At 52.1% G+C, this 26,307-nt stretch carries 16 protein-coding genes; 4 read left to right on the top strand and 12 right to left on the bottom strand.

What is annotated here, in order from left to right; genetic code table 11:
* Nucleotides 1-2: 2 nt before the first annotated feature.
* From AC0YNV_RS30575 to AC0YNV_RS30550, 6 genes are all read right to left on the bottom strand, one after another.
* On the bottom strand, nt 3-2,732 hold the full coding sequence (locus AC0YNV_RS30575; RefSeq protein WP_475771403.1) for a glycoside hydrolase family 38 N-terminal domain-containing protein: 2,730 nt from the start codon (nt 2,730-2,732) through the stop codon (nt 3-5).
* Between the two features lie 73 nt (nt 2,733-2,805).
* A complete protein-coding gene (locus AC0YNV_RS30570) occupies nt 2,806-5,811 on the bottom strand; it encodes a sugar-binding protein (protein ID WP_475771402.1) in 3,006 nt (1,001 codons plus the stop codon).
* Between the two features lie 97 nt (nt 5,812-5,908).
* The gene (locus AC0YNV_RS30565; protein WP_475771401.1) at nt 5,909-8,668 is read right to left on the bottom strand and encodes an alpha-mannosidase; all 2,760 of its coding nucleotides are present in this window, start codon (nt 8,666-8,668) and stop codon (nt 5,909-5,911) included.
* Between the two features lie 81 nt (nt 8,669-8,749).
* Nucleotides 8,750-10,378 (bottom strand): extracellular solute-binding protein, encoded by a 1,629-nt coding sequence (locus AC0YNV_RS30560; RefSeq protein ID WP_475771400.1) that lies wholly within the window; start codon nt 10,376-10,378, stop codon nt 8,750-8,752.
* Nucleotides 10,379-10,501: 123 nt separating this feature from the next.
* Entirely contained in the window at nt 10,502-11,395 is an 894-nt protein-coding gene (locus AC0YNV_RS30555) for a carbohydrate ABC transporter permease (RefSeq protein WP_475771399.1), read from the bottom strand.
* Between the two features lie 17 nt (nt 11,396-11,412).
* Nucleotides 11,413-12,366, bottom strand: a complete 954-nt coding sequence (locus AC0YNV_RS30550) for an ABC transporter permease (RefSeq protein ID WP_475771398.1) — start codon at nt 12,364-12,366, stop codon at nt 11,413-11,415.
* Nucleotides 12,367-12,730: 364 nt separating this feature from the next.
* Here AC0YNV_RS30550 and AC0YNV_RS30545 point away from each other — a divergent pair, with 364 nt between their 5' ends.
* Complete coding sequence (locus tag AC0YNV_RS30545; RefSeq protein ID WP_475771397.1) at nt 12,731-13,855, top strand: GntR family transcriptional regulator; 1,125 nt, start codon at nt 12,731-12,733, stop codon at nt 13,853-13,855.
* Nucleotides 13,856-13,971: 116 nt separating this feature from the next.
* On the opposite strand, the gene AC0YNV_RS30540 is transcribed toward AC0YNV_RS30545, so the two are convergent.
* The 4 genes from AC0YNV_RS30540 to AC0YNV_RS30525 all read right to left on the bottom strand — a co-directional run bounded on the left by AC0YNV_RS30540 (nt 13,972) and on the right by AC0YNV_RS30525 (nt 18,484).
* A complete protein-coding gene (locus tag AC0YNV_RS30540) occupies nt 13,972-14,769 on the bottom strand; it encodes a lipid II flippase Amj family protein (RefSeq protein ID WP_475771396.1) in 798 nt (265 codons plus the stop codon).
* Between the two features lie 159 nt (nt 14,770-14,928).
* Nucleotides 14,929-16,050, bottom strand: coding sequence for a Ger(x)C family spore germination protein (locus AC0YNV_RS30535; RefSeq protein ID WP_475771395.1), 1,122 nt, complete (start codon nt 16,048-16,050; stop codon nt 14,929-14,931).
* Nucleotides 16,040-17,119, bottom strand: coding sequence for a GerAB/ArcD/ProY family transporter (locus AC0YNV_RS30530; protein ID WP_475771394.1), 1,080 nt, complete (start codon nt 17,117-17,119; stop codon nt 16,040-16,042). Before AC0YNV_RS30530 ends, AC0YNV_RS30535 begins: the two co-directional genes overlap by 11 nt.
* Nucleotides 17,120-18,484, bottom strand: a complete 1,365-nt coding sequence (locus AC0YNV_RS30525; RefSeq protein WP_475771393.1) for a spore germination protein — start codon at nt 18,482-18,484, stop codon at nt 17,120-17,122.
* Between the two features lie 583 nt (nt 18,485-19,067).
* Here AC0YNV_RS30525 and AC0YNV_RS30520 point away from each other — a divergent pair.
* Together AC0YNV_RS30520 and AC0YNV_RS30515 are read left to right on the top strand one after the other, a co-directional pair.
* Complete coding sequence (locus tag AC0YNV_RS30520; RefSeq protein WP_475771392.1) at nt 19,068-20,810, top strand: ABC transporter ATP-binding protein; 1,743 nt, start codon at nt 19,068-19,070, stop codon at nt 20,808-20,810.
* Between the two features lie 14 nt (nt 20,811-20,824).
* Nucleotides 20,825-22,906 (top strand): ABC transporter ATP-binding protein, encoded by a 2,082-nt coding sequence (locus AC0YNV_RS30515; protein ID WP_475771391.1) that lies wholly within the window; start codon nt 20,825-20,827, stop codon nt 22,904-22,906.
* 92 nt (nt 22,907-22,998) lie between these two features.
* Here the strand turns inward: AC0YNV_RS30515 and AC0YNV_RS30510 are convergent, their stop codons facing one another.
* On the bottom strand, nt 22,999-23,454 hold the full coding sequence (locus tag AC0YNV_RS30510; protein WP_475771390.1) for a MarR family winged helix-turn-helix transcriptional regulator: 456 nt from the start codon (nt 23,452-23,454) through the stop codon (nt 22,999-23,001).
* Nucleotides 23,455-23,494: 40 nt separating this feature from the next.
* Nucleotides 23,495-25,519 (bottom strand): Na+/H+ antiporter, encoded by a 2,025-nt coding sequence (locus tag AC0YNV_RS30505; protein WP_475771389.1) that lies wholly within the window; start codon nt 25,517-25,519, stop codon nt 23,495-23,497.
* Between the two features lie 344 nt (nt 25,520-25,863).
* Here AC0YNV_RS30505 and AC0YNV_RS30500 point away from each other — a divergent pair, with 344 nt between their 5' ends.
* Entirely contained in the window at nt 25,864-26,307 is a 444-nt protein-coding gene (locus AC0YNV_RS30500; RefSeq protein ID WP_475771388.1) for a MarR family winged helix-turn-helix transcriptional regulator, read from the top strand.

The raw sequence follows: 26,307 nt of genomic DNA, 5'->3' as shown, positions 1-26,307 counted from the left end.
GGTCATTTAGGCTGCCGCAAACGATAGGTAATTATTTTTTTCGCTGACGCCACTGTCTGGAATTGGCCGGACTCCGCCGTTATCGTGCTTTGCGTTTCCTCGAGCAGATTGGTGATTTCCACTACATCCTTTACAGCGCCGGAAGAAATGATAACCGCCGAGGACGACTCCTCAACGTTATATAGGCGAAGCACCGGACCCTCCTGATCCACTGACCACTTTAACGCCGAAACCACCACGTCCCCCTGGATCTTCAGAAAGCTGCCGCTTACCGGCAAGGAAGGCTTGTGCCTATTCGGATCGTTTTCCTCAAACAGTCCTTTGTGCACCGTATCCTGCACCCAAGCCCTGCCCCGGTTCCAGCGCTCACTGTCTCCCGCCAGAAGTTTTGTCCTAACCCCTTGGTGAAACAGCTCCGCCTCCTGATAGAGCTGGGTCGATGTGACCGATTTCAATGAGAAAGGCCGTATAGCAAGCTCAATCTCGGTCCTGCCCAGACACTGTCCCTTAGGCTGCAGATCCTCTTCCATCCCGATAGCCTCTCTCATATTGATCGTCTCGACGCCCCTTAGAAGGGTAATTCCGGCGGTCTCCCCTCCATCAATCATTTCATATTCATGGAGCCCCTTGGCAAAAATAGCGCAGCCGCCCTCCCCATAGACTGGAGCCAGCCATTTCCAGAAAGGCTGGGAGTTGGCGTCGCGCTGAAATTCGCAGCCTGCGTTCCACTTCCGCCTCACCGCATCGAACTGACCGCCAGCCAGCACATAATCAGCCGCGCCCATCCCAGAGAACAGCAAGCGCAGACGATGGTCCTTCACCCGATTATCCAGCCCAATCTTCATCTGAATATACGCAGCGCCATGATCAAGACGGAGGGTCATGCGGAACTCGCAGGGAAGCTTGTCAGCCGAGCGCTTCATCTGCGATGCATCCAGGCACTCCGGCAGCTCCCAGGTAAAAGTGTAGACACATTCCTGATAAAGCTCATTTTGAGTCCAGCCCGAAAAGGTGACGGCATGCTCCCAAATGGCAGGCACATCTCCGTCAACGTTCTTGAAAACATATAGATCTCCGGCGTCGCCCGCATCCTGGAAACGCCCTTGATTGTAATAGCTGCCGCCCGTCCGCTTATCGTATAGATGGAACGATCCGTCGGGCTGCAGCTCCACCTTTAAGCACTCATTCTCCATCACCGGAGGCCGAGCAGGGGCAGCAGGCTGCGTGAGATTCGGCAAGGAATGGGAGAGATCGCGGATGACGGCTCCCTGCCGGTTGGGATGCACATGATAGGCAGCATAGCCAAGTGAAGGTACGAGCGGCTGCCACTCAATGTCAAAACGCCTTACCCTTAGAACGCCCGGCAGATTAACAGGACTGATCACCTGCTTGCGGCTGAGCTGTTCGGAGACAATTCTGTAAGGAACCACTCTGCCATCCTCGTCTTCTATCGTGAATTCAGTCACCTGATCCTCCTCCAGAAAATAAACCGCCGTGCGCTGTACAGCTTTGGAGGATAGCTGGGAGGTATTGAACACAACCAGCTTCTGGTCATCCAAGCTGCAGCCGTCTCCCTTAATTTGCCTGGCAATTACGTTCATCTTCCGATCTATGATTTCACCGGCGAGCTCCTCCAGGCGCTTGAAGCGATCCATCATATGATCATGAACGCTGTCCTGGCTGCACCCGCATATGCTGTCATGGGGATGATTCTCCATATACAGCTTCCAATAATAATCAATCGTTTCATGTTCATAGGAATCCAGATCTAGCATCCGGCAGAAGACCGACAAAGGCTCGATCCACTTCTCCACCAGATCATGACAATGGGCATTCGCCTGCTTCAGATAGATACGGCTTGATAGAGTGCCCGCCAGAATACTGTATTCGAAGGCTTCCCGCAGCTCACCCTGCACCGTCTCCAGAATACCTCCCCTCTGCTCCCGCATATAACCCTGCACACCCTGCACATATTCTGGAAGTGTGCTGTGGACCACCTCGATATCTTCAGGCGTTAGCTCACGAAGGCTTGCAAGCACGCAGGACAGATCATACTGGGCCTCCAAATGATCCACGCCGTTCATCATCGGATAATGCCCGGACGGATTAACGGCTTCCTCGCGTTCGCGCATGCCAGCAAACACGCTCGCCAGCTGTTCTTTCTCTGCGGGCAGCCGTTGGGCGCTGTTGTACCAGTAATACAGCAGCAATCCATCCACCGTCGACCCGTCTGGAGCCTGCCAATGAAAGAAAGGCAGGCGATGTCCGGCGATATCATAGCTGCGGCCGAATACGCAATTATCAAGTCCGACCTCACGGAAAATCTGCGGCATCTGCCCAATCAGCCCGAAATGATCGGGTAGATACCCAACCTTCATCTCTCCTCCAAGATGCCGGGACTGCGCAATGCCCGTCATCAGATTCCGGATTGTCGATTCTCCGCTTGTGAGAAACAGATCATTCTGCTGATACCAGGGGCCGACCAATATCCTGCCTTGCCGGATATGGGCTTCAAGCCGTTCCCGGTTGCCCGGCCTGAGCGCATAATAATCCTCCAATACAATCGTCTGTCCATCCAGATGAAAATAATGAAACGCCGGATCGCGATCAAGCAAATCCAGCAGGCGGTCAATCAGGTTGACCAGCCGGTAACGGAAGCGTTCGAATGGCAAATACCATTCCCGGTCCCAGTGCGTATGTGAAATAAAGTGATACGTTTTCTTTGAAGCCATTCCTTTCACCCCTTTCGCTTGTTCATTCCATAGCAATACCGGGAGACTGTAAGATCTCCCGGTATTCCCTATATTATTGGAATTTTAAGTCGGCCCACTTTGACTGGTCGTCCCCGTTACCCACCCACATAATTTGTCCCCACGAATCCGGTCCGTGCGTAGCCAGGACAGACATGCCAATGCTTTTCCCCAGCTCAGGAGAAAAAGGTACCGTCTGCAGCGCGCTCCAAGGAATCGCGAGCTCCACAGTGAACTGGCCGCCGTCGACTGCCGATGCGATGGTGCCCGCAGTGAACGGAGCTTCCGTCACGCCGCTGTCATGGCCTTCCCTCATGAACATATGCGGCTGCCCGTCAGGGCCGCCTGCCGTAAACATCAGCGCATAATCGCCATCCTGATAGGCGCTTCCGACCTTCCGGCCGTTCAGGTTCAGAAACAGCATCGAGGCATCGGAAAGGTACATTTTATTGCCCGTTTCCGTAAATTGAAAACGCTCATCCTGCCGCTGCTCCAATACATACAGATTCTGGTCATCCCATTTGATCCGGTAATTGGCCTGAAGGCTGCCGGGCTCGCCCCAAACATTGCCGTACTGCTTTACATCCCCGGACTCCCTGCTTACCATGATTTCTTCGGCACCCTCCCACTCACCCGGCTGAGCGACGCCATCGGCCTGAATCGCTGACGCTTTGAATGAGGAGTAGATTTTAATACCCTGGTTCCAGGACTCGGATTCCTTATAGAAACGGAAGTACGTATAAGGATCAACGACCTCGAAGTCCAGATCGGGATAATGCTCCTTCACATAATTCACCCCGTCCACAATGGTCGTGGGCTTGAACAAAATGTTGCGGAACATCTGAAACTGCTGGTTTTTGCCCAATCGGTCGGCTAATATTTCTCCATATGCAGCCGCATCCGGCTCATTAGACAAATCCAGTACCTGTGCAAACGGCGTGCCATTCACGACAGGCTGCTCGAAGCCGGCGTTATTGCCGACGCCCATCGGCGAGAATCGGCTGTAGGCCTCCTGTACCTTCAGCGGCACATATCCGCTGTTGCCGCTGATCAGGAAACCCGTAATATCCAGATCGAAGCGGTTATAATACGCTTTGTTGTATTTCTCCCACACTTCCAGGAAATCCGGAAGCCCGTCGGGACGATTCTCTTTCAGCAGCATCATGGGATTCAAATAGCCTGCGCCATTATCGCCCGCTACAAAATAATCGTTGGCCGTCATCGTATCGTACAGGTAATTGAATACCTGAGGCACCCGATCCGACAAGCCCGGAACAGGCGCCCAGGCCAGCGGCAGCTCTCCCCGCTTCGGGTCGTTCCAGAGCGCCGGCAGAGCCCCCGATGTCCAGGCGCCGGAATCATAATCGCCCATATAGAACGTGATATATTTCTTATCGGGATCATACTGGCCCACCGTACTCTTGCCTTTATCGTTCTTCTGTTTGAGCTTCTTATCAAGCGGAACATGCTGGAGCAGCGAGGCGTTGGACAGCCCGACCAGGCCGAAGGCATCGGCATCCTTCTGCGCATTGTATCTGGAAATCTCATCGGCATATTTCCATTCCGCTTGAACGGGCTCAAGTCTTGCCTGCGAGTCGGCATGCTTCGTATATTTGATCCACCAGGGGACAAACCCGCCGATGGTGATGATATTCTTCCCGGCCTGCCGGTTCTGCGAGCGAAGCAGCTCGACCAGTGTACGATGGTCGGTGCCCATCGGCTGATTCCGGTCGTCATTGGGAAGAGACAGCTCATCCGGGCTCAAATCGAAGAAGAACGCTTTATTGGCAATATAGTAATCCGCGTTAGGCAGGAACGAGTTGAACAGATCGGGATACACATAATCCGATCCGGAGCCTGCTTCCGGAACGGGAGGCTGGATTTCCACTTCTTCGGTCGTCACCTCTATCTTCCTGACCATGCTGCCGCCGAAGAAAGAAACGCCGTCACGCACCATCCCCGCGCTTAACGTATAAGTGCCCGCGGCTGCCGGAGCTACGATTGTAAAGGTGAACGTCCTTTCCGCTCCCGGCTCTACCGTCTCCCCCGAATCCATGAAGATCCGTTGATCGGCAGGACTTTGCGAGAAGCCGCCGTTCAGATCCTCCCACTGAAACTGGTTGGCCTTGTCGCTTGTCGTCCCCAATCGGTCATTGCTGCTGTAAGCCCAGGCAGCGGTTCCGTTGTTTTGGAGCGTAAAAGAGACTTCCGCTTTCTCCCCCGCTTTCATCCTCTTCGGAATCGTCAGCGAGACAAGCCGGGCGCTCAGTTCTTTGGTCTGATCAAATTCCCAGGAGACCCCATCGAGCGCATAAGTCATAAGCTGCGGATTAGTCAGTCCGGTATCCAGATATTTGGCTTTTGCCCAAAGGTAGGCATCGTTCTTAGCGCTGCCCGAGGAAGCGAGACTGGTATCCGGAATCGTTCCCTGCCCGGTGAATTTGCCTACCAGATTTAATTTCACCGGAAGCTTCCGTTTCACGACGAGCTCCGTATAGGCGCTCCCAGCCGACAGATCGTAGCGAACCGGCAGCCAGCTCTTCACCCCTGCAGCGGTAGAGGCCACATTGGCCGTAGCCGGGACATTGGAATCCCAGACTACCACGCCGTTGTAGGCGGATGTAAAATAATCCAGCACCTCGGAGAAGGCTTGAGGGGTTTTGATCGTTCTTGAAGCCAGGAAGCCTTTCTTCTTGCGCAGCTCATCCAGCCAGAACTGATCGCTGTCCATCCCTTCCGCCTTGGCCACGTAATTCGATTCATACAAATAATACAAATCAGAGGCTTTCCGGTTGACGAGTCCCTGCAGCGCAGTCGCCAGCTTGAAATAATCATAGGCGGTCTGCGAATTTGGCAGAGTATCAAGGAATTCCTTCATATCAAAAACGACCAAGGCCTTCCCTTTCTTATCCTTATCGCCTTTGTCATCCTTGTGTTCACTGCCAGCCTTCGCATTAGCTGCATCCGGTGCAGCCAGTGCCGAACCGGACACCGTCCCCATCGTCAAAGCAGCAACCAGCAGCATGATACTTAACCCTTTCCATCTGACACGTAAACCCATAATCTCATCACTCTCCCATTCAGGTTTTATTATTGATTACAGGCGGAGGCCACTCTGCTTCACCGCCAATCTGACCATCCGCCCACACGCCGCGGTTTCACCCTGCGAAGGTTACGTGCAGGGTGATGATTTGCTTTGGCAGTGCCAGGAGCTTCACGCGGTTCTTCTCGAACGGCAGTACTTCCTGCTCCGCCTCGTCCAGATTGACAATCACTGCGGAAGTCAACGGCTGAGCGAAGGTCAGCACACCTTCTACCGCTTCGCTGCGGCTGTTGTACAACCGGACAATATAACCGTTTCCGCTGGCTGCCAGCTTATAAGCACTGATGATCAGCCCTGCCGACTCCAGAGAAAGATAGGATTTGCGCAAGGGCAGGCTCGCTTCCCTGCTGTGCGGTGTCTCCTTATAGAGCTTGGATTGCTTGCGGTGTGCGGTTTTAATGCCGGTAATAAACTGCTGATGCTCCCTCCACAGGCGCGGTTCCACAGGCTTATCCGTGCTGATGAAGCTGAGGGCGTATTGAAACGTCAGCGGTCCCAGCAGCTGGCCCCCATCGCTGCCGTCGCTCAATACTTCCTTATAGGTGCTGCGGTACAACGTCAAGGCAATCGTACGCTGAGCGTTGTCCCGTACGATCACCTCATACATGCCTTTGCTGTAAACGGCCAGCCCCCTCCCCAGCTCGTATAGGGCAACAATACCGTTATGAGGCACGACCTCATACGGCTTGCGCAAATAATGAGATTGATCGGGGACGCTGATCTCCCTCCTCACCAGATCAAACGGTGTGCTGGTAAAGTAATGATCCGTGTCAAGACCAGACGGAAACAGCAGCTTCAGGCGGTGATCCCGGGCGTTGTTGATGATCTCGGTGCGGAAATAAACAACGGGATCGTTCTTCCTCAAATCGATATAGGTCGTCACCGGAACATCGATAAGCTCCCCGCTTCTGGCGGTTTCCTGTGCATTGATGCTCTTGGGCAGCTTCAGGCTCATTTGTAACCGAATTGTTGCCTGATAGGGTCCGTCATGCTCTGTCGTGACAACCGCCTCAAGACCGGTCGAGCGAACCTTGGCATTGCCGACTGGAGGAATATGGCTCCAGCCATCGCCAATATCCGCCTCATCCTCAAACAGCAGCAGCCCCTTATAGACATGGCCGGAACCCAGATCCGTCACATCGATCGTTCCGCCCGCTCCAACCTCAACTATGACCCGGCCGTTATTCCATCGGTTCTCGCCGGTCTGCATGGTGCCGGGGAACCGGACCGGGCCGACCAGCTTTGGTGCGCTGTATTCAAGAGGAGCGTGATTCTCAATCGTATATTTCTCCAGGGTGAAGGTGGAATAACCCATTGCCGGCAGATCTGCGGGCAATGCAATCCGAAGCCGGTCCACAACCTCCCCGCGCGGCAGCTCGCGATACGGTCTGTATCTGCTCATGCTGTCCGTCCGGATGCCGAGCAGCTGGTAAGGAACCTCCTTGTGCGCATGATCGAATATGCGGAAGGAAGTGCCGTCCAGCGCCCTCATTCCTACGGCAGCATCCGTTCCAGCCGGCAGCGGAAGCTCCGCTTCAATCACCCCCTCCACCGGGAACTGTGATGGATTAAACACTGTAAAGGCCTGATTGCCGTTCAAATCCGCGCAGTTCAGGTGATCGACGATAAAGCTCGTTTGCTCCTTGATCATCTGTTCGCTGATCAGGCGGGATTGATCAAAACGGTACATCATATCCCTGTGAACCTGGTCGATGGAGCAGCCGCAAATGGAATCATGGGGATGGTTCTGCAGTATATGCTCCCAAGCCTTATCGATAAAGCCCTTCGAATAGGGGCGGCCTTCCAGGGAAGCCATCACACCCAGGGGCTCCGTCCATTTCTCAAGCAAGTTCTCGCAATGCTGGTTATGCTGCTTAAGATGAATGCGGGAGGACAGTGTATTCTCCGGTACCCAGTTGTTTAATCCGTTTAAACCCAGCGCCTTCTGCTCGCCCTTATACACACGCAGCTCGCCCAGCTTCCCGCGCAGCTCCTGCAGATACCGTTCAAGAGTAGAGTGGACAAGCTCCACATCGATTTGATCCGAAGCATTAAGGGTCTTGATCAGCCAGCTCAGCTTCGGCTCAATCTCCACATGATCGACCCCATCCATGCCGATGCCGATCGTAGTCGTCGTACGCTTGTTCTTGAAAGCAATCCACTCATTAACGCGCCTGATTAATTCCTCCTTATGCTCGCCGTAGGCATTATTCCGGTCAAAGAACGGCCAGCGCACGCTGAAATAAAAGTCGCTGTAGGCGCGGTCCTCATCCAGCTTCAGGCCCAACACGCGGCTGCCGTCTGCGCCCTCCCACCAAATCTCGGAGGGATCCGCATTGCCTTCAAAGCCCCGGAACAGTACGGCATTATCTATGCCGAAGCCCTGCAAAATTTGCGGCATCTGGCTGTTGTGGCCGAATATGTCCACGATGAAGCCGGACAGCATCGGTTCCGCGCCCCACGAGCGGGATTGCTGCATGCCCTTCTGCAGATTGCGAATCAGCGATTCCCCGCTGACGAGAAATTCATCGGGCATGACATACCAGGGACCGATCGCAATTCTCCCGCTCCGGATCAGCGCTCCAAGCCGTCCGCGATTCTCGGGACGGATTTCCAGATAATCATCCAGGACAATCGTCTGGCCGTCCATCGTGTAGTATTTATAATCCGGGTCGTTCTCCATATGATCCAGCAGCTCGTCAATCATATAAACAAGCCGGGCTCTGAAGCCTTGAAAATCCTGATACCATTCCCGGTCCCAGTGCGTCTGGGAAACCACATGTATTTTTTCAATTCCTTTTGTCTGTTTGTCCATATGTGTTTTCTCTCCTGTCTCTTTCTTGTGTGATGGGGCAGGGAGAGGGAAGAGCCCTGCTTCCGCCCCGACACGCCTCGCTTATTTCGCCGCCTTCCAGCGATCAAATGCAGCCTGGTGAATCCGGATGTAGGATTCCACATCCATTTTGTTCAGGGTGTCCGTGAATTTGCCCCAATTGCTCAGCGGCTCCTGGCCGGTAATAAATTTGGCTTCCATGGAGTCCATGTAGGTCTTCATATCGGTGAAGATCGCATCGACCTGATCCTGCTCTTCCGCCGTCAAATACACGAGCGGGAACGGAACCTTCGCATATGGCGTCATCTTCTCAGCAGTTTCCTTGATCCGGTGCTGGTGTCCGACATCGTCCCAGCCTTGTTCGACCTCGGGGCGGACCCATTTGGGCGTGGCCGTACCGACATCCGGCGTTAACGTCCCACGGTATTCTTCGCTGTTCATCCCGTTAGCCGGCGTGATGTAGCGACGAAGTCCCTTCTCCTTGTCGGCAAATTCCCACAGGTCGCCCTCGGGTCCATAATGAATAAAGAGGCTGCCTTCCAGCGAATACAGGTAATCCGCCCATTTAATCGTGCGCACAGGGTCCGCGTTCTTACTGGTGATAGCGAATACCCCCCGTGTAATTCCCGTTCCGATCGGCGTCATCTTGGTACTGTTCTCGGGACTGGTTAATACGGGAAGCACAGGGTACTTCAGATTGTCTTCCGGTTTGACGACATTATAGGCCAGGAAGGGACCCGCATGCAGGAACATGCCGAGCTTATCCGCTTTGCCCTTGGCGCTCATTTCCGTAAAACCTTCGGTGAAGGTGGCCGTATCGAGCAACTTATCCTTCCACAGCCTGTTCATGAAGGCCAGATACGCCTTGTACCCATCCGAGAGCGCGCCGAAGCTGACTTTCCCGGCATCGTCCACCACCGCTTCTCTTGCCAGCACGCCAAAGGAAGGCAGAATACCCGAACGAAATTCCTTCGCTTTATCGTGGCTTCCCAGTGGAATTTCGTCTGCAGCACCATTCTTGTTGGCATCATTGTCCTTGAAGTTCTTAAGCAGCGTATACAAATCGTCGGTGGTCTGCGGCAGATCGGTTATATTCAGACTCTTCATCCAGTCCCCATTCACCCAAATGGTGGAGGTTACGGCGATCGGTGCCATGTTGATATTAGGCAGCGCATAAATATGTCCGTCCGGAGCGGTGATCGACTGCTTCACCTCGGGCATTTCCTCGAACATGGCCTTAATATTTGGCGCATGCTCCTCAATCAGGTCTTCCAGCGGGATCAATACTCCCTGCGCGCCGTACTTCACTTCCTCGCCGGAGGTCAGATTGGCGCCGAAGAATACGTCAGGCACTTCGCCGCTTGCGAAAGCCAGATTCTTCTTCTCATCGAAGCCTTCCGCAGGAGGCGTATCGAAGGTGAATTTGATATTCGTTTTCTTCTCCATTTCCTTGAAGAAGGTCATTTCCTCCCATGGCCCCTGGATGGGATGCTTAAAGCCCATCATCGTCATCGTAATCGGTCCACTTGCCGCTTCTTCTCCGGACTTATTATTGGTACTGCCTGCATTGGATGGACGATCAGCGCTCTTGCCGTTGTTAGTGCCTCCACCGTTGGAGCAGGCCGATACGATAAAAGCTATAATCACAAAAATAGTCAACATACGAAAACGCAGCCCTTTTCTGCTTGGCATTGTACTTCCCCCCCTAATTAAATAAGTGCCTTTCCACCTGCACGTCCATCCGGCAAACTGGGGGATACAAGCCCGGCAAAATGTCTTATATCGCCTCCTCTCCAGACCAGGCATCAGACCGCTTTAGCCTTTGATCGAGCCAATCATAACGCCTTTGACAAAATACCGCTGAAGCAGCGGGTAGGCGGCTACAATGGGAAGCGTGGAAATAATGATGACCGCATATTTGACGATTTCCGCGACTCTCGCCTGCTCCGCCTGCGCTTCCGCCATGGCGCCTCCCATCATCGCCGAATCGCTCATCTGGTTGATAATCAGAATTTCCCTCAGAATGAGCTGAAGCGGAAACCAATCGCGGTCGGACAGGAAGATCAGCGCACCAAAGTAGCTGTTCCAATGGGCAACACCGTAGAATAATCCCATGACCGCGATAATGGGCGCTGACAATGGAAGAATGATGCGGATAAACAGGGTGACATTCGAGCAGCCGTCGATTTCCGCCGCTTCCTCCAGCTCGCGGGGAATCGTGCTTTGAAAGAAGGTCCGCGTAATAATGATGTTCCACACCGATACCGCGCCGGGAAGCAGCAGGGCCCAAGGCGAATTCACCATGCCGAGATTTTTCACCAGCAGATAGAACGGAATCAATCCCCCGCTGAAAAACATCGTGAATACAAAGAGAGCCATGAAGATATTGCGTCCGACCAGATCCCTGCGGGATAAAGCATAGGCGCATGGAATGGTGAGCAGGAGATTGATTGCGGTTCCGGCCGCCGTGTAAAAAATGGTGTTGCGGTATCCGATCCAGATTTCCATATTGCGGAACACCCGCTCATAGCCCTCGAACGTGATCCCCTTCGGAAGCAGCCACATTTGGCCGTTGTTCACATGCATGGGGTCGCTGATGGATGCTCTGACAATATAGATCAGCGGATAAAGCACGATGATCATGACCAGGAACATGATAATAGCATTAATGGATAGGAACAGCTTGTCGCCGGCGGTTTCCCTTTTCATGAACGCCTACTCCTCCTTTACCAAAGACTCGTTTCGCTTTTCTTTCTTGCAAGCCAGTTGACGGCGATCAGAATAATGAAGTTGATCATGGAGTTGAATAACCCGACGGCCGCCGAGAAGCTGTACTGCGCTTGCCTGAGACCGCTGCGGTAAACATAAGTCGAGATGACATCGGAAGAATCCATATTCAGCTGATTTTGCAGCAGCAGAATCTTCTCAAAGCCGACATTGAGAAGATTGCCCGTACTGAGAATCAGAAGAATAATCATCGTAGGGGCAATTCCTGGCAGATTGATGTGCCAGACACGCCGAAGCCGCGATGCCCCGTCAATAATGGCGGCCTCGTGCTGCTGCGGATCAATGCCCGCCAGGGCAGCCATATAGATGACCGTTCCCCACCCCATGTTCTGCCATACGTCCGAGAGCACATAGACCGTCTTGAACCATTTTGCTTCCGAAAGGAAAGGAATCGGCTCTCCTCCGAACAACGCAATGAAGCGGTTGATGATGCCTGTCTCCGGAGAGAGGAACGCAATCACGATACCCGCCATAACGACAACAGAAATAAAATACGGCGCATATGTAACCGTTTGCACAGTCTTCTTGAAAAAACCGTTCCGCAGCTCATTAAGTCCCAATGCGAGCAGAATCGGAATGGGGAATCCGACCAGAAGCGAATAGATGCTGATGCCAAGCGTGTTCGTGATCACATCCCAGAAGAAATAAGAATGGAAGAAACGGATGAAATGATCGAGCCCGACCCAGTCGCTTCCCCAAATTCCTTTGGTGGGGACGAAGTTCTTAAACGCGATCTGGACTCCGTAAATGGGCAAATAGGAGAAGATCACGACTGCGGCCAAGGCGGGGAGAACGAATAGGTACAACTGCCAGTTTTTCAAAATCCGCTTGAAGGCTTGGTTTGTTTGCCTCGTCTTTACTGGCCTGCCCGCTGAGAGCTTGCTTATGTTCATAAGAATCATGAAACCTCGCTTTCCGGCTTGTTCCGAGAATTAAATACTTCTGAACATACAATATGTCATTTACATGTAAATAAAAATAATAAAACGCTTACATTTTCATCTGATTCTCTTTCTTGGCTCAATTGAACAGCATATTGACTGGTGAAACATAGGATTATCTTAATCGATGATTAATTTTATGTCAATATAATAATACAATATAACAATTAGTTCAGTTTTCCTTTATTTTTAGATCTTTTCGATATTCTTAACACTTATGGCAGAAGAGAAGCGGCTATGCTTTCCTTTGCAATTATTTTAATGTTATATTGTATTAATCATAGGAAACCTCCGGTTCCGGAATTGAGGTATGTTAATGAAGAAAAACAAAATACCGTTATATGCCAAAATAAGAGAATATATTAAGAGTCAAATTGATAGCGGGAAGCTGAAGCCGGGAGATCAGGTACCGACTGAGGTGGAGCTGATGAATCAATTCGGGGTTAGCCGCGTCACGATCATTACCGCGATCCGCCATCTTGTGGAGGACGGCCTGCTGTACCGGGTTGCCGGCAAGGGAACCTTTGTCCAGTCGGAAGAGCTCCCTTCTTCCCGGGCGGTCGATCACATTTCGCTGCAGGCTAAGAAGTCCGTCATCGGATTTATTATGCACCCCGCGCGCGATTTGTTCATGTACCGCCTTCTGCTCGGAATTGAGGAAGCCTGCCGTGAAGCTGGCTACGGGCTGATGATCCGTTCTTCCTTCTCGCAGAATGATGAGCTTCAGGCGATCAGGGATTTGATAGATTTGGGAGTAGAGGGGTTAATCATCCATCCGTTCTACGGCGAAGCCTACAATGAAGCCATCTTGAAGCTGAAGGCGGATCAGTTCCCTTTCGTGCTGGTAGACCGTTATCTTCCGGGGATTCTGACCAATGCCGTCTACTCCGACAATTATAAGGGCGGTATGATGGCAGCAGAGTATCTGATCGGACTTGGCCACAAGCAAATTGGCGTTGTTTCCTCGCCGATTTCCAAAACCTCGAGCAGCGAGGACCGCTTCCAGGGTTATCTCGATGTCGTAAGATCGAAGACGCTGCAGGTTCAGCCTCACCAATGGCTCACACGGATTGATGAAGATGCGCCTTTCCACGATGAGATCTCCGCTGTGGAAATCATCGAAGAATGGCTTGCCGAGCATCGTGAAATGACCGCCATATTCACCACCAACTCCATTGACGCCATCTATGTTGCGACCGTTGCCGAGAAGCTGGGCATTTCCGTACCTGGAGAGCTGTCCATCATTTCCTTCGATGATCCGGGAATCAGTGATCTGCAGAAGCATTATTTCACGCATATGCGGCAGGATATCGAGACGATGGGCGGGAGTTCCGTTGAGCTTCTCATCCGCGCAATTGAAGATGCTTCCACGCTTGAGCGGATCAAAATTCCGGTATCGCTTGTGGAAGGCCAGTCCACGGTCCATCTGCTCGCGGAATAGCTGTTGACGGAGAAGTTAAAGAAATAAACAAACAAGCCTCCTCAATCCGGGCGGCTTGTTTGCGGTATTATGAAGGTATTGAATCCGATTCGTCAGAAATTCCGCTGCATCAGGAGTTACATTATCGCAACCATCCATTTGATCCAATAGGCCGCAGGAACAAGCAGCAGCTGCGCTAACAGTGTACCCGTCAACCGCGAGAGCATCAGCAGTCCGAACATTTTGTTCAAGGCCTTGATTTCCTTCTCTCCCCTGAGCACCTTGTCGGTCACAAGTCCAATTTGCGGATCAATCAGAATGGTAAGCAGGATTGTCGCAAACCCGTTGATTAATCCGGACGCTTGTGACGCAGCTGTGGAATTCTCCGCCGTCAGGGTTGACGCCAGCAGCGCCGCCAATACTCCGATCGTATAAATGGCCGTTACGAGAACGTTCATCACAACCAGTCTCTTCGGAATTCCTCCAATTCGAAGACGCGACAGCATTTCCAGTCTGGGATACCGCAGATGGGCCCGCGCATGCTTCAATTTCTGGATGGATACCGATGAGCGGACCATGAGCGGAATGGAGCCGGCCACTTCCAGATGGGCAATAACTCTGGAGGAGAGAAAGACCGCGGACGGAAACAGCAGGATCGCTGTAAGCGTACCCAGGGTTGAAGCGCCGATGACTAGCCGAAAATGCTCAACCAGGTTGAACTCCGGATGATTCCTTGCGTAGTCGATGATTTTGCCCGTCAAGGGCCCCTGCAGCATGTTCGCTGTCCGCGAAACCAGAAGAATGATTCCCGAGAGGGACAAAGCAACCGCCAGCTTGCCCAGGCGGACGCCTGCCAGACGCAGTGAGTAGGTGAGCGTTTCGGATAAATGAATAATGAATGTAAACAGGAACACAACCATAATCTGCTGGAGCACAAGGATCCTCCCCGCTTATTTCGTAAAATCTTGAGAGCTTATTCCGCTTTTGGAAGCTGCCGGACGGTATTGTGCCATGTGCAATAGAAAGTAATTCTATCATCCGGCATTTGGCAATAAGAATCAAGAAAGAATCAAGAAAGAATCAATCAGCTCCAATCACTTCGTTTGCTGCCCGCTGCTGCTCCACCGGAGAGTTCCTGTTCTGGTAATCGTTACATCGGAGTGAACCTGAATTTTCATATCCGGATATATTTCGGCCAGCCAGTCCCGATCCAGCTTGAACCCGGAGCTCATCGACCAGTATTTTAATCCTATAAAAAGCGGATCAACCTGATTGGCCTGCATTTTTAAAAGTAGTCCGGAAATATCCGCATTCAATTTCTTCTCCGCCATCTGTTTCAGATCCGCAGGGGTATAGTCCGACTGATCCGAATCTTCTATACTGGCTTCGACCTGCACATGTACATCACATACCAGAGCGTTTTTCTGTTTTTTTATATGAAAATCCGCTTTCCCGCGCCTGATGCCAAGACCGTTTTGCTGCTCGGGACCCAGTACGATAAACCCTCTTTCCACCCCCCTTCTCAAGAGGTTAAAATATTTCGTTTCCTCCCCGTCCAGCTTGATTATCATCCGGTTATTGCGGTCAAACAGCGCGGTTGCGCCGGAAGTAATCTTGTTTTTTTCGACATGCAGAATCGGACAATAATAGGTGAGTCCGGGCGTCAATGAATATTTGTAGATTTCCTGCAATTCGATGGCAGGCGTATATTCGGTGTTCACCCCTTCGCCAAATTTCATGAACAGATTGTCTCCTGCTGTACGTTCCCCTTTTTGATGGAGGTTTATAATTTCCTCTGCGTTCTCGGCTATGGCAACCATGGCCAAGTCTTGAAAGTCCCGGCGGCGGATGAAAAAATCGATATATTGCAATATATTGTCCGATCTGGCTAATTCCTCGCTGAATATCACGCCTTTCAAATGGGAATAATCGGGCTCCAGGAAAAACTGCTGTGTGATCTGCTGAATGGCTTGACCAATAGAAGCTGCGGAGGTTTCGTAGCTTTCAAATGTATCCGCCGATGTGACGGATCCCGGATTCTGCGATTGCGGAATAGCGCCTCTGAGCGTCATATGGAATTCCCCTTCTTCCTCGTCTTTATCCAGCCCCATGGTCACAACGAACTGCCTGCGGTCAATATCCTTGTAATCAGAGCGGCAGCCTTGCAGCATAACCAGACAGCTCAGACTGATTGCGACTGCTCTGCTAAGACGCACGCAGGCCACGCTCCTTTCTTTTGGCAAGCACATACCACAGAATGCCGATTACATTTTGGAGAATGATCCAAACGACCATGTATTGTTCCCGGTAGCTGATAATGACCTTAAGCTCATTGACGAACAAAGAGAGAACCACATAACTGAGCAGGACGCAGCCCATTATGATTTTGGCTGGCTTCTGTTTGTTCAGCATCAGATTAAGCAGACGGTATCCCTTATACGTATAGAGAAGCACTCCCATGTAACCCGTGACCAGGAGAAGGGGAACAATGAGAAACAATCCGCGTTCCATTACGAACAAATCGAGGGAAAAGGTCTCAGCGGTCATGACCCAAATCAGATTCAGATTCTGAATCGCCCACGGCCCCCATACGGATAAAGGGATAACCGTGCCGCACAGAGTAACGACAAGCCCGACGGCAACAAAGATGATATAGGTTACCTTGAGGCTGGTCCGTGCAAAATAAGGATTCCATATGGAAAGGCAGGTGTATCCTCCATAAACGAAAGCGGACGCTGCTATCCCCTGAAACGTGGGAGACTTCCAGCTATGGACCATGACTCCCTTCAGCATAACGACATCGATTTCTTTGAAGCCCAGCCAGAAGATGATGAGCATCAGAATGAAAGCGAATGCGGTAAAAAAGGCGACCAGATACAAGATGGAGCTGTCGGTATGCAGCAAAGCGCATGACGGAACGGTGATTAATAATACCGCGAGAAACCAGACAGGAGTTTCGGGCATCAGAAACTCGATAATAACCTCCATCGATCCCCTGAACATAAAGAAGCCGATAACGACAGTCAAGAGCACATACGAGGCGGAAATGATCCCCCCGACAATTTTCCCGCATAAGTGGCGGTTAATTTCAACCATCGTCAATTTAGGATACCGGTTGTAAACAGACAGGAGCAGCCATGCATTGATTCCCGCGAGCAATAACCCTATTGGAACTGCCGTCAAACCGGTTTGCAAATAGTTTCTGGCCGTGACATTCGGGGCATTGAATATGGCATGATTAATCATATAATAGGTCAACAGAGCAATGTAGAAGAGAATATTCACTTATGTCTGCCTCCCGCCGGCTGAACGTTTTGGCGATCTTTGGGTGTTGAACTTTACCGGTGCTGTATAGGACTGGACCATCGAATATTTGGCATCATGCATGGTAAACAAGTAGCTGATCAGCAGTACGATGCCGATCGTAAGCCCGAAGAAGCCGGCGATGGTTCCCAGGAAGAGCAGGACATACTTCAAGACGCGGACGGTCAGCGACATCGTATTGATGGGGATCACAAAGTTGGCAATGGCCACCGCCGCCACGACGATGATCATAATATCGCTGACCAGATTGGCCTGCGAGGCGGCTTCCCCCAGAATGAGCCCGCCAACTGTCGTAGCTGCGGGACCAATTGTTTTGGGCACACGCAGAGAAGCCTCCACCAATAATTCGGTCATAATCATCATAAAGCCGACCTCAAGAAAAGCCGGATATGGGAGTCCCGCCCTGCTGCCTGCTATCGATAAAGCCAGCTGCACGCGGAACACTTCCGGGTTGAACGCTGTAAAGGCAACATAGGCTCCAGGCAAAATGACTGTGGCGAATAAGGCGAAATATCGAAGCGCAATCAGGAAATAGCTGTATACAGGAAGCATATAGGAATCATCCATGGAAGCCATGAAATCATGAAAATTAATAGGAGCCAAACTGGCAAACGGGGTCGTTTCGATCAGATAGGCGGATTTCCCCTTGGAAAGCGCCTCACTTACCCGGTCCGGACGCTCCGTTACGACTGATCTCGGAAATAACAGGGGCCTTTTCTTGGGCAAATATTGCTGCACTTTGGATACAGCCTGGGCATTCCTGGAATTCTGATTTTTGATTTGGGCAAGCTCGCGTTCTACGAAAGCTTGATCGGCGAATTCGCTGTCATACAGCATATAACCGGTAATTCGGCTTATGGTTCCTATTTCAAATTTAACAATTCTGAGCGTAGGACTCTGGTAATGCTTGCGGATCAAATTCATATTGACGGCCATGCTTTCCACAAAAGCCTCCAAGGGACCTACAATTGAAGCTTCAACCTGGGGAGTGTCCACATTGCGCGTTTTATATTTTAACGCTTTCTCGATGGTATAGACCTGATTGTTGTACAAAATAACGGCGCTGCCTTTGCACAATACGGCAGGCAGATCATCGGTTTTGCCGATGGTCTGGCTGATAGAATTGATATGCTGCTCGAACTGAACCCCGGAATAACGAAAAAAGGGAGCTTTAAGCTGATCGTCAATAAACGCCGAGTCGGTTATGGTCGAGATATAATACAAGATAAATTCCGGTTCTCCGGTGATTTGCTCTTTGCGCGCATCGGCATTATTCTCAACGAAGGTATCCAGGGAGCTGGCTATCAACTGAATCTGTTCATTCATCGGCTACTCCCCCTTTTCTCTTCTGACAGGTCTTTTTATTATGAGCGAAATTTCCATTTATATTCCGTTGTGCATCATAACATCGTTGTTCCTGCTAAATGGATTACTGCCGGCTGGCGCGCTCCGTATGGAAAATTGCTTTTTTTAATTTTCCATTAATGGATTGACAATGCTTAAGCCCGCGTGATAACTTACGTAGTATCGAAATCAAATCTCGGATCAGAAGGGAGCCACTAATCATGATCGCAATGCATCAGCACACTATCACCATGTATGATCGGCGCACTGCCCAATTGCATAATTATCGTGGCTCCCTCAAGGAACGGATCTGAAATCCGTTCGACGTTCGCAAGGCGTAACGTCATTCCGGGCGCAAGTCACGAATCCTCGTGGCGTGCGCTTTTTTATTGCCAAAGCAAAGCACACCGTATCCGCGCGGTGTGCTTTTGTTTTTTATCATATAAGCAAAATATAGGTTTTCTCCATTTTTTGCTTATATTTCAGAGAGAAGAAGCATGCCCCGCCAGAGGGCGGCGAAGCCGTTTCTTCTTCATCCCAATTGTTTAGAGAGAAGGTCGTTCTTATGCTAGCTGTTTTACAGAAATTAGGCTGGTTCTTCAAACTGGAGCGCAAACGGTACATTCTCGCCATCTCGCTGCTCATTATCTGCGGCATATTGGAGGTGCTGCCCCCCATGATGGTGGGCCGGTCCATCGACAATATCCAGCTCGGCAGCATGACGCATGGCAGTATAGTTCTTGTCCTGCTGCAGCTCGCCGTACTTACCGTAGTCACTTATCTGGTGTCCTACATCTGGCAGTATAAGCTGTTCGGCGCTGCATTCGTCGTGGAGAAAATGAAACGCTCCCGCCTGATGCGGCAGTTCCTGCGCATGACCCCAAGCTTCTATGAGCGGAACCGGACCGGCGACCTGATGGCACGAGCAACCAATGATCTGCAGGCATTATCGGTAACAGTGGGCTTCGGCCTCCTGACCTTTATCGATTCCACCTTGTGGATGGCGACGCTGCTGGTGACGATGTCCCTGCTCGTTTCCTGGAAGCTGACCTTGGTGTCGATTCTCCCGCTGCCGCTGATGGCCATACTGGTCAGCCTCTACGGCAAATGGATACACAGCCGCTTCTCCGATGCGCAAAATGCATTCGGCGATATGAATGACGGGGTCCTGGAGACCATCTCCGGCATCCGGGTCACCCGCGCCTATGTGCAGGAGCGGGCAGCGGAGAAACGTTTTGCGGAGGTGACAGGCGATGTTTTGGCCAAAAATATTGCGGTCGTCCGCATCGATGCGCTCTTCGAGCCTACTGTCAAAATCTTCGTAGGCGCAAGCTACCTCATCGGTCTGGGCTACGGCGCTTATCTTGTCTATAACAACGAGCTGACTGTCGGCGGACTGGTCTCGTTCAATGTCTATCTCGGGATGCTGATCTGGCCGATGTTCGCGATCGGCGAGATGATCAACATCATGCAGCGGGGCAATGCCTCCCTCGACCGGGTAATCGAAACGCTTGGCGCCAAGGCGGATGTACCCGATCCGGCCGATCCGGTCGCCTCGGCCCGGTCAGGACGGATCGAATTCCGGGACGTTACCTTCCGCTATCCCTCTTCTTCCGTCGACAACCTCAAGGAGGTCGCTTTTACACTGGAGCAGGGTCAGACGCTTGGCATCGTCGGCAGAACCGGCAGCGGCAAAACGACGCTGATCAAGCAGCTTCTGCGGGAATATCCGCCGGGTCAAGGCTCCATCAGAATCGAAGGAACTCCGATTGAGCGGATTGATATGGACCGGCTGAAATCATGGTACGGTTATGTGCCGCAGGAGCAGTTCCTGTTCTCGCGGACCGTCCGCAACAATATCCTGTTCGGGCGGGATAACGCCTCGGATGAGGATCTGGACGGCGCCATCGCCGCTTCCGCCTTCAAGAAGGATCTTTCCTTCCTCCCCGAAGGGCTCTCGACGCTCGTGGGAGAGCGCGGCGTGGCCTTGTCCGGCGGACAAAAGCAGCGGGTATCCATCGCCCGGGCGCTGATCGCAGATCCGGACATCCTGATGCTCGACGACGCCATGTCGGCGGTCGACGCCAGAACCGAAGCGGAGATCATCGCGAATATCCGCAGCGAACGGGCCGGCAAAACCACCCTGATCGCCACACACCGGCTGTCCGCCATCCAGCATGCGGACTGGATTCTGGTGCTCGACGAGGGCGCAATCATCGAGCAGGGCAAACATGAAGCTTTGATGCGCCGGCAGGGCTGGTACAAAGAACAATATGAACGCCAGCAAATCGAGCAGGCGATTGAATAAGGCGGTGAAACGAAGTGGACAACGAGCATTACGATTTGGATATTGACGCAGCGGCCGGAGACAAGAAAGCCACGGTCAAGCGGCTGCTGAGGTATGCGCTGCAGGTGAAGCGCCCGCTTCTGTTTGCACTGCTGATGCTGACTGTCGCGGTGGCGACCGATCTGGCAGGACCGCTGGTAGCGAAGCGGCTGATCGATGTACATATCACCGGCATCGAGAAGCCGTGGTATTCAGCTTCGGCGGGCGACCGCTTCGCGGCTGACTATAAGGACGGCTCCTACAAGCGGGCCGACCATTTTGCCCCTGAAGAGGAACGGATTGGCGAAGTCCGTGTGCTGCAGATCGGCCGGAACTATTATTTTGTTCCAGGGCCTATAGCCTTCGATGGCCGCAGGGAAGCTCTTGCAGGCGGCGGCATCGCCATTACCCGGGGAGCCCAGTCGGCCAATTACGAGGCGGAGAGGCTGAGCAACGCTGAGCTTTACCGGTTCTTCCAGCCCGAGCTTGGCGGACTGCTGCGGCTCTGCTGGTATTATTTTGGACTGGTGCTGATCTCCGCCCTGTTCGCATACGGGCAGCGTTATTATCTGCAGGCTTCGGCCAACCGGGTCATCCGCAAAATGCGAAACGATGTGTTCGAGCACATCAACCGCCTGCCTGTGCGTTATTTTGACAATTTGCCGGCAGGTAAAATCGTCTCGCGGATTACCAACGACACGGAGGCCATCCGTGAGCTCTATGTGACGGTGCTGGCCAATTTCTTCACAGGCGGAATCAATATGATCGGCATATACGCGGCGCTGTTCCTGCTGAACGCACGGCTCGCCGCCATCTGCCTGTTCATCCTCCCTGTGCTGGCTGTCTGGATTTATCTGTACGGCAGGGTTGCCAAGCGCTATAACCGGATCATCCGCTCCACGCTGAGCGAAATCAACGGGCGGATCAATGAAACAATCCAGGGCATGGCCATCATCCGGGCATTCCGCAAGGAGCGGAAGATGGAAGCCGAGTTCGAGAAATATAATGAAGAGAATTATAACTACAAGAGCAAGCTGCTCTCGCTCAACGCCTGGACCGGACATAATCTGGTCAATGTCATACGGAATATCGCCTATGTCGCGCTGATCTGGTACTTTGGCGCCGGAGCCATCGGCGGCGCGCAGGGAGCGGTTACGCTGGGCGTATTATACGCCTTCGTCGACTACCTGAACCGGCTGTTCCAGCCGATCGTCAATATTGTGAACCAGCTGCCGAATCTGGAGTCGGCGCTTGTATCGGCGGAGCGCGTATTCGTTCTGCTCGATGAAGCCGGAGAGCCCTTATCCGATGAGCGCATACCGCGCTACAAGGGCAATGTGGCGTTCGAGAATGTATGGTTCGGTTATAAGCCGGAAGAGAAGGTGCTCAAGGGCATTACATTCGAGGCGAAGCAGGGTCAGACCGTGGCGCTGATTGGCCATACCGGCTCAGGCAAAAGCTCGATCATCAACCTGCTCTTCCGTTTCTACGACGTGGACAGCGGCCGGATTACCATCGACGGTACGAACATCAATACCATGCCGCGGCAGACGATACGCGAGCATATGGGGATCGTGCTGCAGGATCCGTTCCTGTTCACGGGAACGATTGCCTCCAATGTGTCCATGGACGATCCGTCCATCTCCCGCGAGCGCGTCGAGCAGGCCTTGACGGCAGTCGGCGCAGACCGGCAGCTGAAGCATCTCCGCAAAGGCATCGACGAGCCGGTCATCGAGAAAGGCGGCACCCTCTCCGCCGGGCAGCGCCAGCTGATCTCTTTTGCAAGAGCGCTGGCCTTTGATCCGGCGATCCTCATATTGGATGAAGCGACCTCGAATATCGACACAGAGACGGAAGCGGTGATCCAGGAAGCGCTTGAGGTCGTCAAGCAGGGACGGACCACATTCGTCATTGCCCACCGCCTCTCCACGATCCGGAATGCCGATCTCATTCTCGTGCTTGACCGCGGCGTCATCGAGGAACGCGGCAGCCATGAGGAATTGATGCGGCTCCAGGGCAAATATTATCAGATGTATCAGCTGCAGCAGGGTGAGAAAGCCGGTGCCGCAGCAGGATAAATGGAATAAAGAAGCTTCCAGTTCCACTTTATCCGTGGTTCTGGAAGCTTCTTATTTATGTTTGAATCGGAATCGGTCCTTCTTGGCCAAGCTTAGTCAATATCAAGATGATGCAGATACTGATAGACCTGGTTGAGCAAATTGACCAGCATCTTGCTCTGTTCCTCTCCCAATGTCTCGATGAGACCGGAGAATATTATTGTAAACCGCTCGTATGCCTTCTGTGCGGCCGCATCCCCTTTATCTGTCAGCCCCAGCAGCGAGATCCGCTTATCCCTGGGATCCGCAGCCCGCTCCACATAACCTTCGTGAATCAAATGTTTGACCATTTGAGTGACAGTGGGAGAGGTTACGTCCAGCTTCCTGCTGATATCGGAAATATTGACGCCATGGCCATTTTCGGCAGCCAAAACCTTGATGCAGAGCAGAACCCGAATTTCGCTCGATTTGATGCCAAAGGACGTTTGTTTGCGCCATTCCGCTCTGGCGAATCTCTCGAAGGTTTCTCTCATTTCCTTCACCAGAGGGGATACATGCTCTTGCTCCATAACCATCACCTCGATTTCGCAGAAGCAGAAAACCAGCTTCTTATTCCTGCTCCAATATGGATGCCTCGCGGTCGCGGATGATCCGCCTGAGGCCATTGGCAATGTCCCGGGTAATTTCTCCGCGCTCGTATAAGGCCTGTACCTCGTCCCGCTCCGCCTGGACCGCAATCCAGTGCAGCTCCAGCCGGACATCCTCATTGCCCTCATGATCTGTCTGCTCCATTCCCGGATAAGGCTTCGATAACCGTTCTTTCAGGAAATGGTAATGATTAATGATGTCTCTCCCTTCCTGACGGCCCGGATCAGAACGCCGGCTTTCAAAAGCTTCGATGACCGCGGCGCTGGTCCGCTGTTTAATCTGCCTGAGCACTTGGCGATCTGCCTTGGAGAGCTTGGGCAGGCGCATCTTGTTCAACAGGATTCCCTTCAGCCCTCTTGCCAATTTTCTCAGAATAACGAGCAAGAACAGACTCCGCTGTGATAATACGAGTTCCAGCTGTTCAAGGCTTTTGAGGAACAGAGCGGCGTGTTCACGGCTTATTTCCCCTTCCGCAAGCAAGCGCTGTATTTCTTCACGCTCAATTCCAAGAGCTTCGATACGCAGCTCTGTTTCTCTCCCGGAGAGACGCAGATTCCCTGATCTTCGTACGTCCGGCTGACGGATTTGCCGCATCCACCGCCCGTAGTCAGCCAGGACAGCTGCGGTCTCCGCTTCATTCACTTCGTTCGTCGCATGATGGAGCGCCTGGATGGCGGCGCCCATCATCTTCATCTCGCCCCGGTATTTCTTGTTTGCCAGTTCCTCTTCATCGCGGACTCCGTCGTTTTTGGCCAATAGGGGAAGCAGAATGCTTGCCGCCAGCAAAGACAGCAGGATGACGACTGTCGCCAGAAAGATAACCAGGCTTCGCTCCGGAAAAGGAGCGCCATTATCAATAAACAGCGGAATCGAGAAAGCGCCTGCGAGCGTGACAGCGCCGCGCACGCCGGATAACGAGGTCATGGCCAATATTTTAAATGAAAGCTTTACCTTCCCTTTGTCGGGACCGAATATTCGGCCTTGAGAGAACGCGAAGGTCCACAAAAATCGAAGGACAATCAGCAGAACGAAAATAACCAAAGCATACCCGATTGCCTCATAGTTGTTATAGACCGGGCTCTCAAATATAGTCCTGAAAACATCGGGAATCTGCAAGCCCAAAATGACAAATACGAGCCCGTTCAACAGAAACAGTATGACCGACCATGTATTGTCGGATACTTCGTTGGTCTGCGGCCTTACTTTGTTCGAGCGGTCACGTTCAACCGCATGCATAACCCCTCCCGCAACTGCCGCCAGAATGCCCGACACGCCCAGTTCCTCCGCAGCAAGATACAGGGCGAACGGGGTCAGAATATGGATGAGCATATGCATCGTCTCATCTTCAAGCCCGGACCGGCGCAGCAGGTACCGGAACCCGGTAATCATGGATGCCAAAACAGCCCCTGCCACCAATCCGCCGATGGCGATGATCAGGAAGCTTACGCTTGCCTTGGGAAGTGAAAAGACGCCGGTCACGGCGGCTGCAATAGCGAATTTAAAGGCCACTAATCCTGAAGCATCGTTCATCAGAGCTTCCCCTTCGAGCAGATGCATCAGTTGTTTGGGCAAATGGATTCTCCCCGCAAGCGCGCTGACAGCTACGGCATCCGTGGGCGACAGAATAGCCGCAAGTCCAAATGCGACCGGAAGCGGGATCGTCGGAATCATCCAATGAATGGCATATCCGATAACGAAAACCGTTGCGAAAACAAGACCGACTGCCAGCAGCAGAATAGGCGCCCGCAGACGCCACAGCTCGCTGCGCGGCGTATGTTTGCCATCATTATAGAGGAGCGGCGCAATGAACAGCAGGAAAAAAAGCTCGGGCTCAAGGGGCATATGTATCCCGGATGGAATCAGGGTCACGGCAGCTCCCAAGGCAATCTGGATCAGCGGGACGGGAACAGCCGGGATACGGCGGTTCAGCACATGGGAAACTGCGATAAGTGCGAGAAGAATCAGAACCGTATAAAATAATTCCATCCTTGCGTGCTCTCCTTTCATAAAAAAGGCGTGAACGGGATACAAAGCCCTATTCCCCTGTTAGTTTGACCATGAATGAATTAAAACATAAATTAAATAGGTTGGCAACCTATCTATATTTTGATTGTCACCATGCCGCACTTCTTGATGTATGGTTCCTTCTATAATTAGTGCGTCAATTTCTATAACCGGGCTGATCAATTATTGCGAAACTAAGGATTGACAGAGCTTTTCAAGGGGAGTACTATTAGTTTACTGATAAACAATATATATCTAAATTATATTCTATTATATTTTTTACTAGTATAGTGAAGGGGTAATGGAAGATTCAGGAGGTGCCGAAAATGCCGCTGAATGAACACGCGATGGAAATCCATGGTCTGTTCAAAACATTAGCGAAAAAAGTAACCGAGGAATGGAATAAACAGACGGAGAGCCTTGTTTCCTTATCCCATTTTCGGATGTTATATATGCTGAATTTAAGGGGCCCCCAGAAAATGGCCGACCTCGCAGAATGTCTGCATGTGACATCCGGAGCCATTACGGGGATCTCCGACAAGCTGATTGAGCGGGGATATATAGACCGTAACCGGGATCTGGATGACCGCCGGGTCGTCTATCTGAATATTACGGATAGCGGCAAAGCGTTAATGGAAACACTATCGGAAAAACAGGTGCTGCTGTACAGCAGACTGGTTGACCAGCTTGATTCCGAGGACGTCGCCCATTTGAAGCGGATCTTTACGCAAATGATTGAGACTTTAAATACGACAGAAAAGGGGTTGTGA

The sequence above is a fragment of the Paenibacillus sp. JT31N11 genome, from assembly GCF_056269285.1.
Note: the sequence above shows the minus strand (reverse complement) of the source record. Positions and strands in the feature narration are given on the sequence as shown.

Bases quoted from the DNA above. Each gene is read 5' to 3' on its own strand.
- AC0YNV_RS30565 (WP_475771401.1), bottom strand. From the start codon at position 8,668: ATGGACAAACAGACAAAAGGAATTGAAAAAATACATGTGGTTTCCCAG.
- AC0YNV_RS30505 (WP_475771389.1), bottom strand. From the start codon at position 25,519: ATGGAATTATTTTATACGGTTCTGATTCTTCTCGCACTTATCGCAGTT.
- AC0YNV_RS30555 (WP_475771399.1), bottom strand. From the start codon at position 11,395: ATGAAAAGGGAAACCGCCGGCGACAAGCTGTTCCTATCCATTAATGCT.
- AC0YNV_RS30525 (WP_475771393.1), bottom strand. From the start codon at position 18,484: ATGAATGAACAGATTCAGTTGATAGCCAGCTCCCTGGATACCTTCGTT.
- AC0YNV_RS30545 (WP_475771397.1), top strand. From the start codon at position 12,731: ATGAAGAAAAACAAAATACCGTTATATGCCAAAATAAGAGAATATATT.
- AC0YNV_RS30575 (WP_475771403.1), bottom strand. From the start codon at position 2,732: ATGGCTTCAAAGAAAACGTATCACTTTATTTCACATACGCACTGGGAC.
- AC0YNV_RS30550 (WP_475771398.1), bottom strand. From the start codon at position 12,366: ATGAACATAAGCAAGCTCTCAGCGGGCAGGCCAGTAAAGACGAGGCAA.
- AC0YNV_RS30520 (WP_475771392.1), top strand. From the start codon at position 19,068: ATGCTAGCTGTTTTACAGAAATTAGGCTGGTTCTTCAAACTGGAGCGC.
- AC0YNV_RS30510 (WP_475771390.1), bottom strand. From the start codon at position 23,454: ATGGAGCAAGAGCATGTATCCCCTCTGGTGAAGGAAATGAGAGAAACC.
- AC0YNV_RS30570 (WP_475771402.1), bottom strand. From the start codon at position 5,811: ATGGGTTTACGTGTCAGATGGAAAGGGTTAAGTATCATGCTGCTGGTT.
- AC0YNV_RS30500 (WP_475771388.1), top strand. From the start codon at position 25,864: ATGCCGCTGAATGAACACGCGATGGAAATCCATGGTCTGTTCAAAACA.
- AC0YNV_RS30560 (WP_475771400.1), bottom strand. From the start codon at position 10,378: ATGCCAAGCAGAAAAGGGCTGCGTTTTCGTATGTTGACTATTTTTGTG.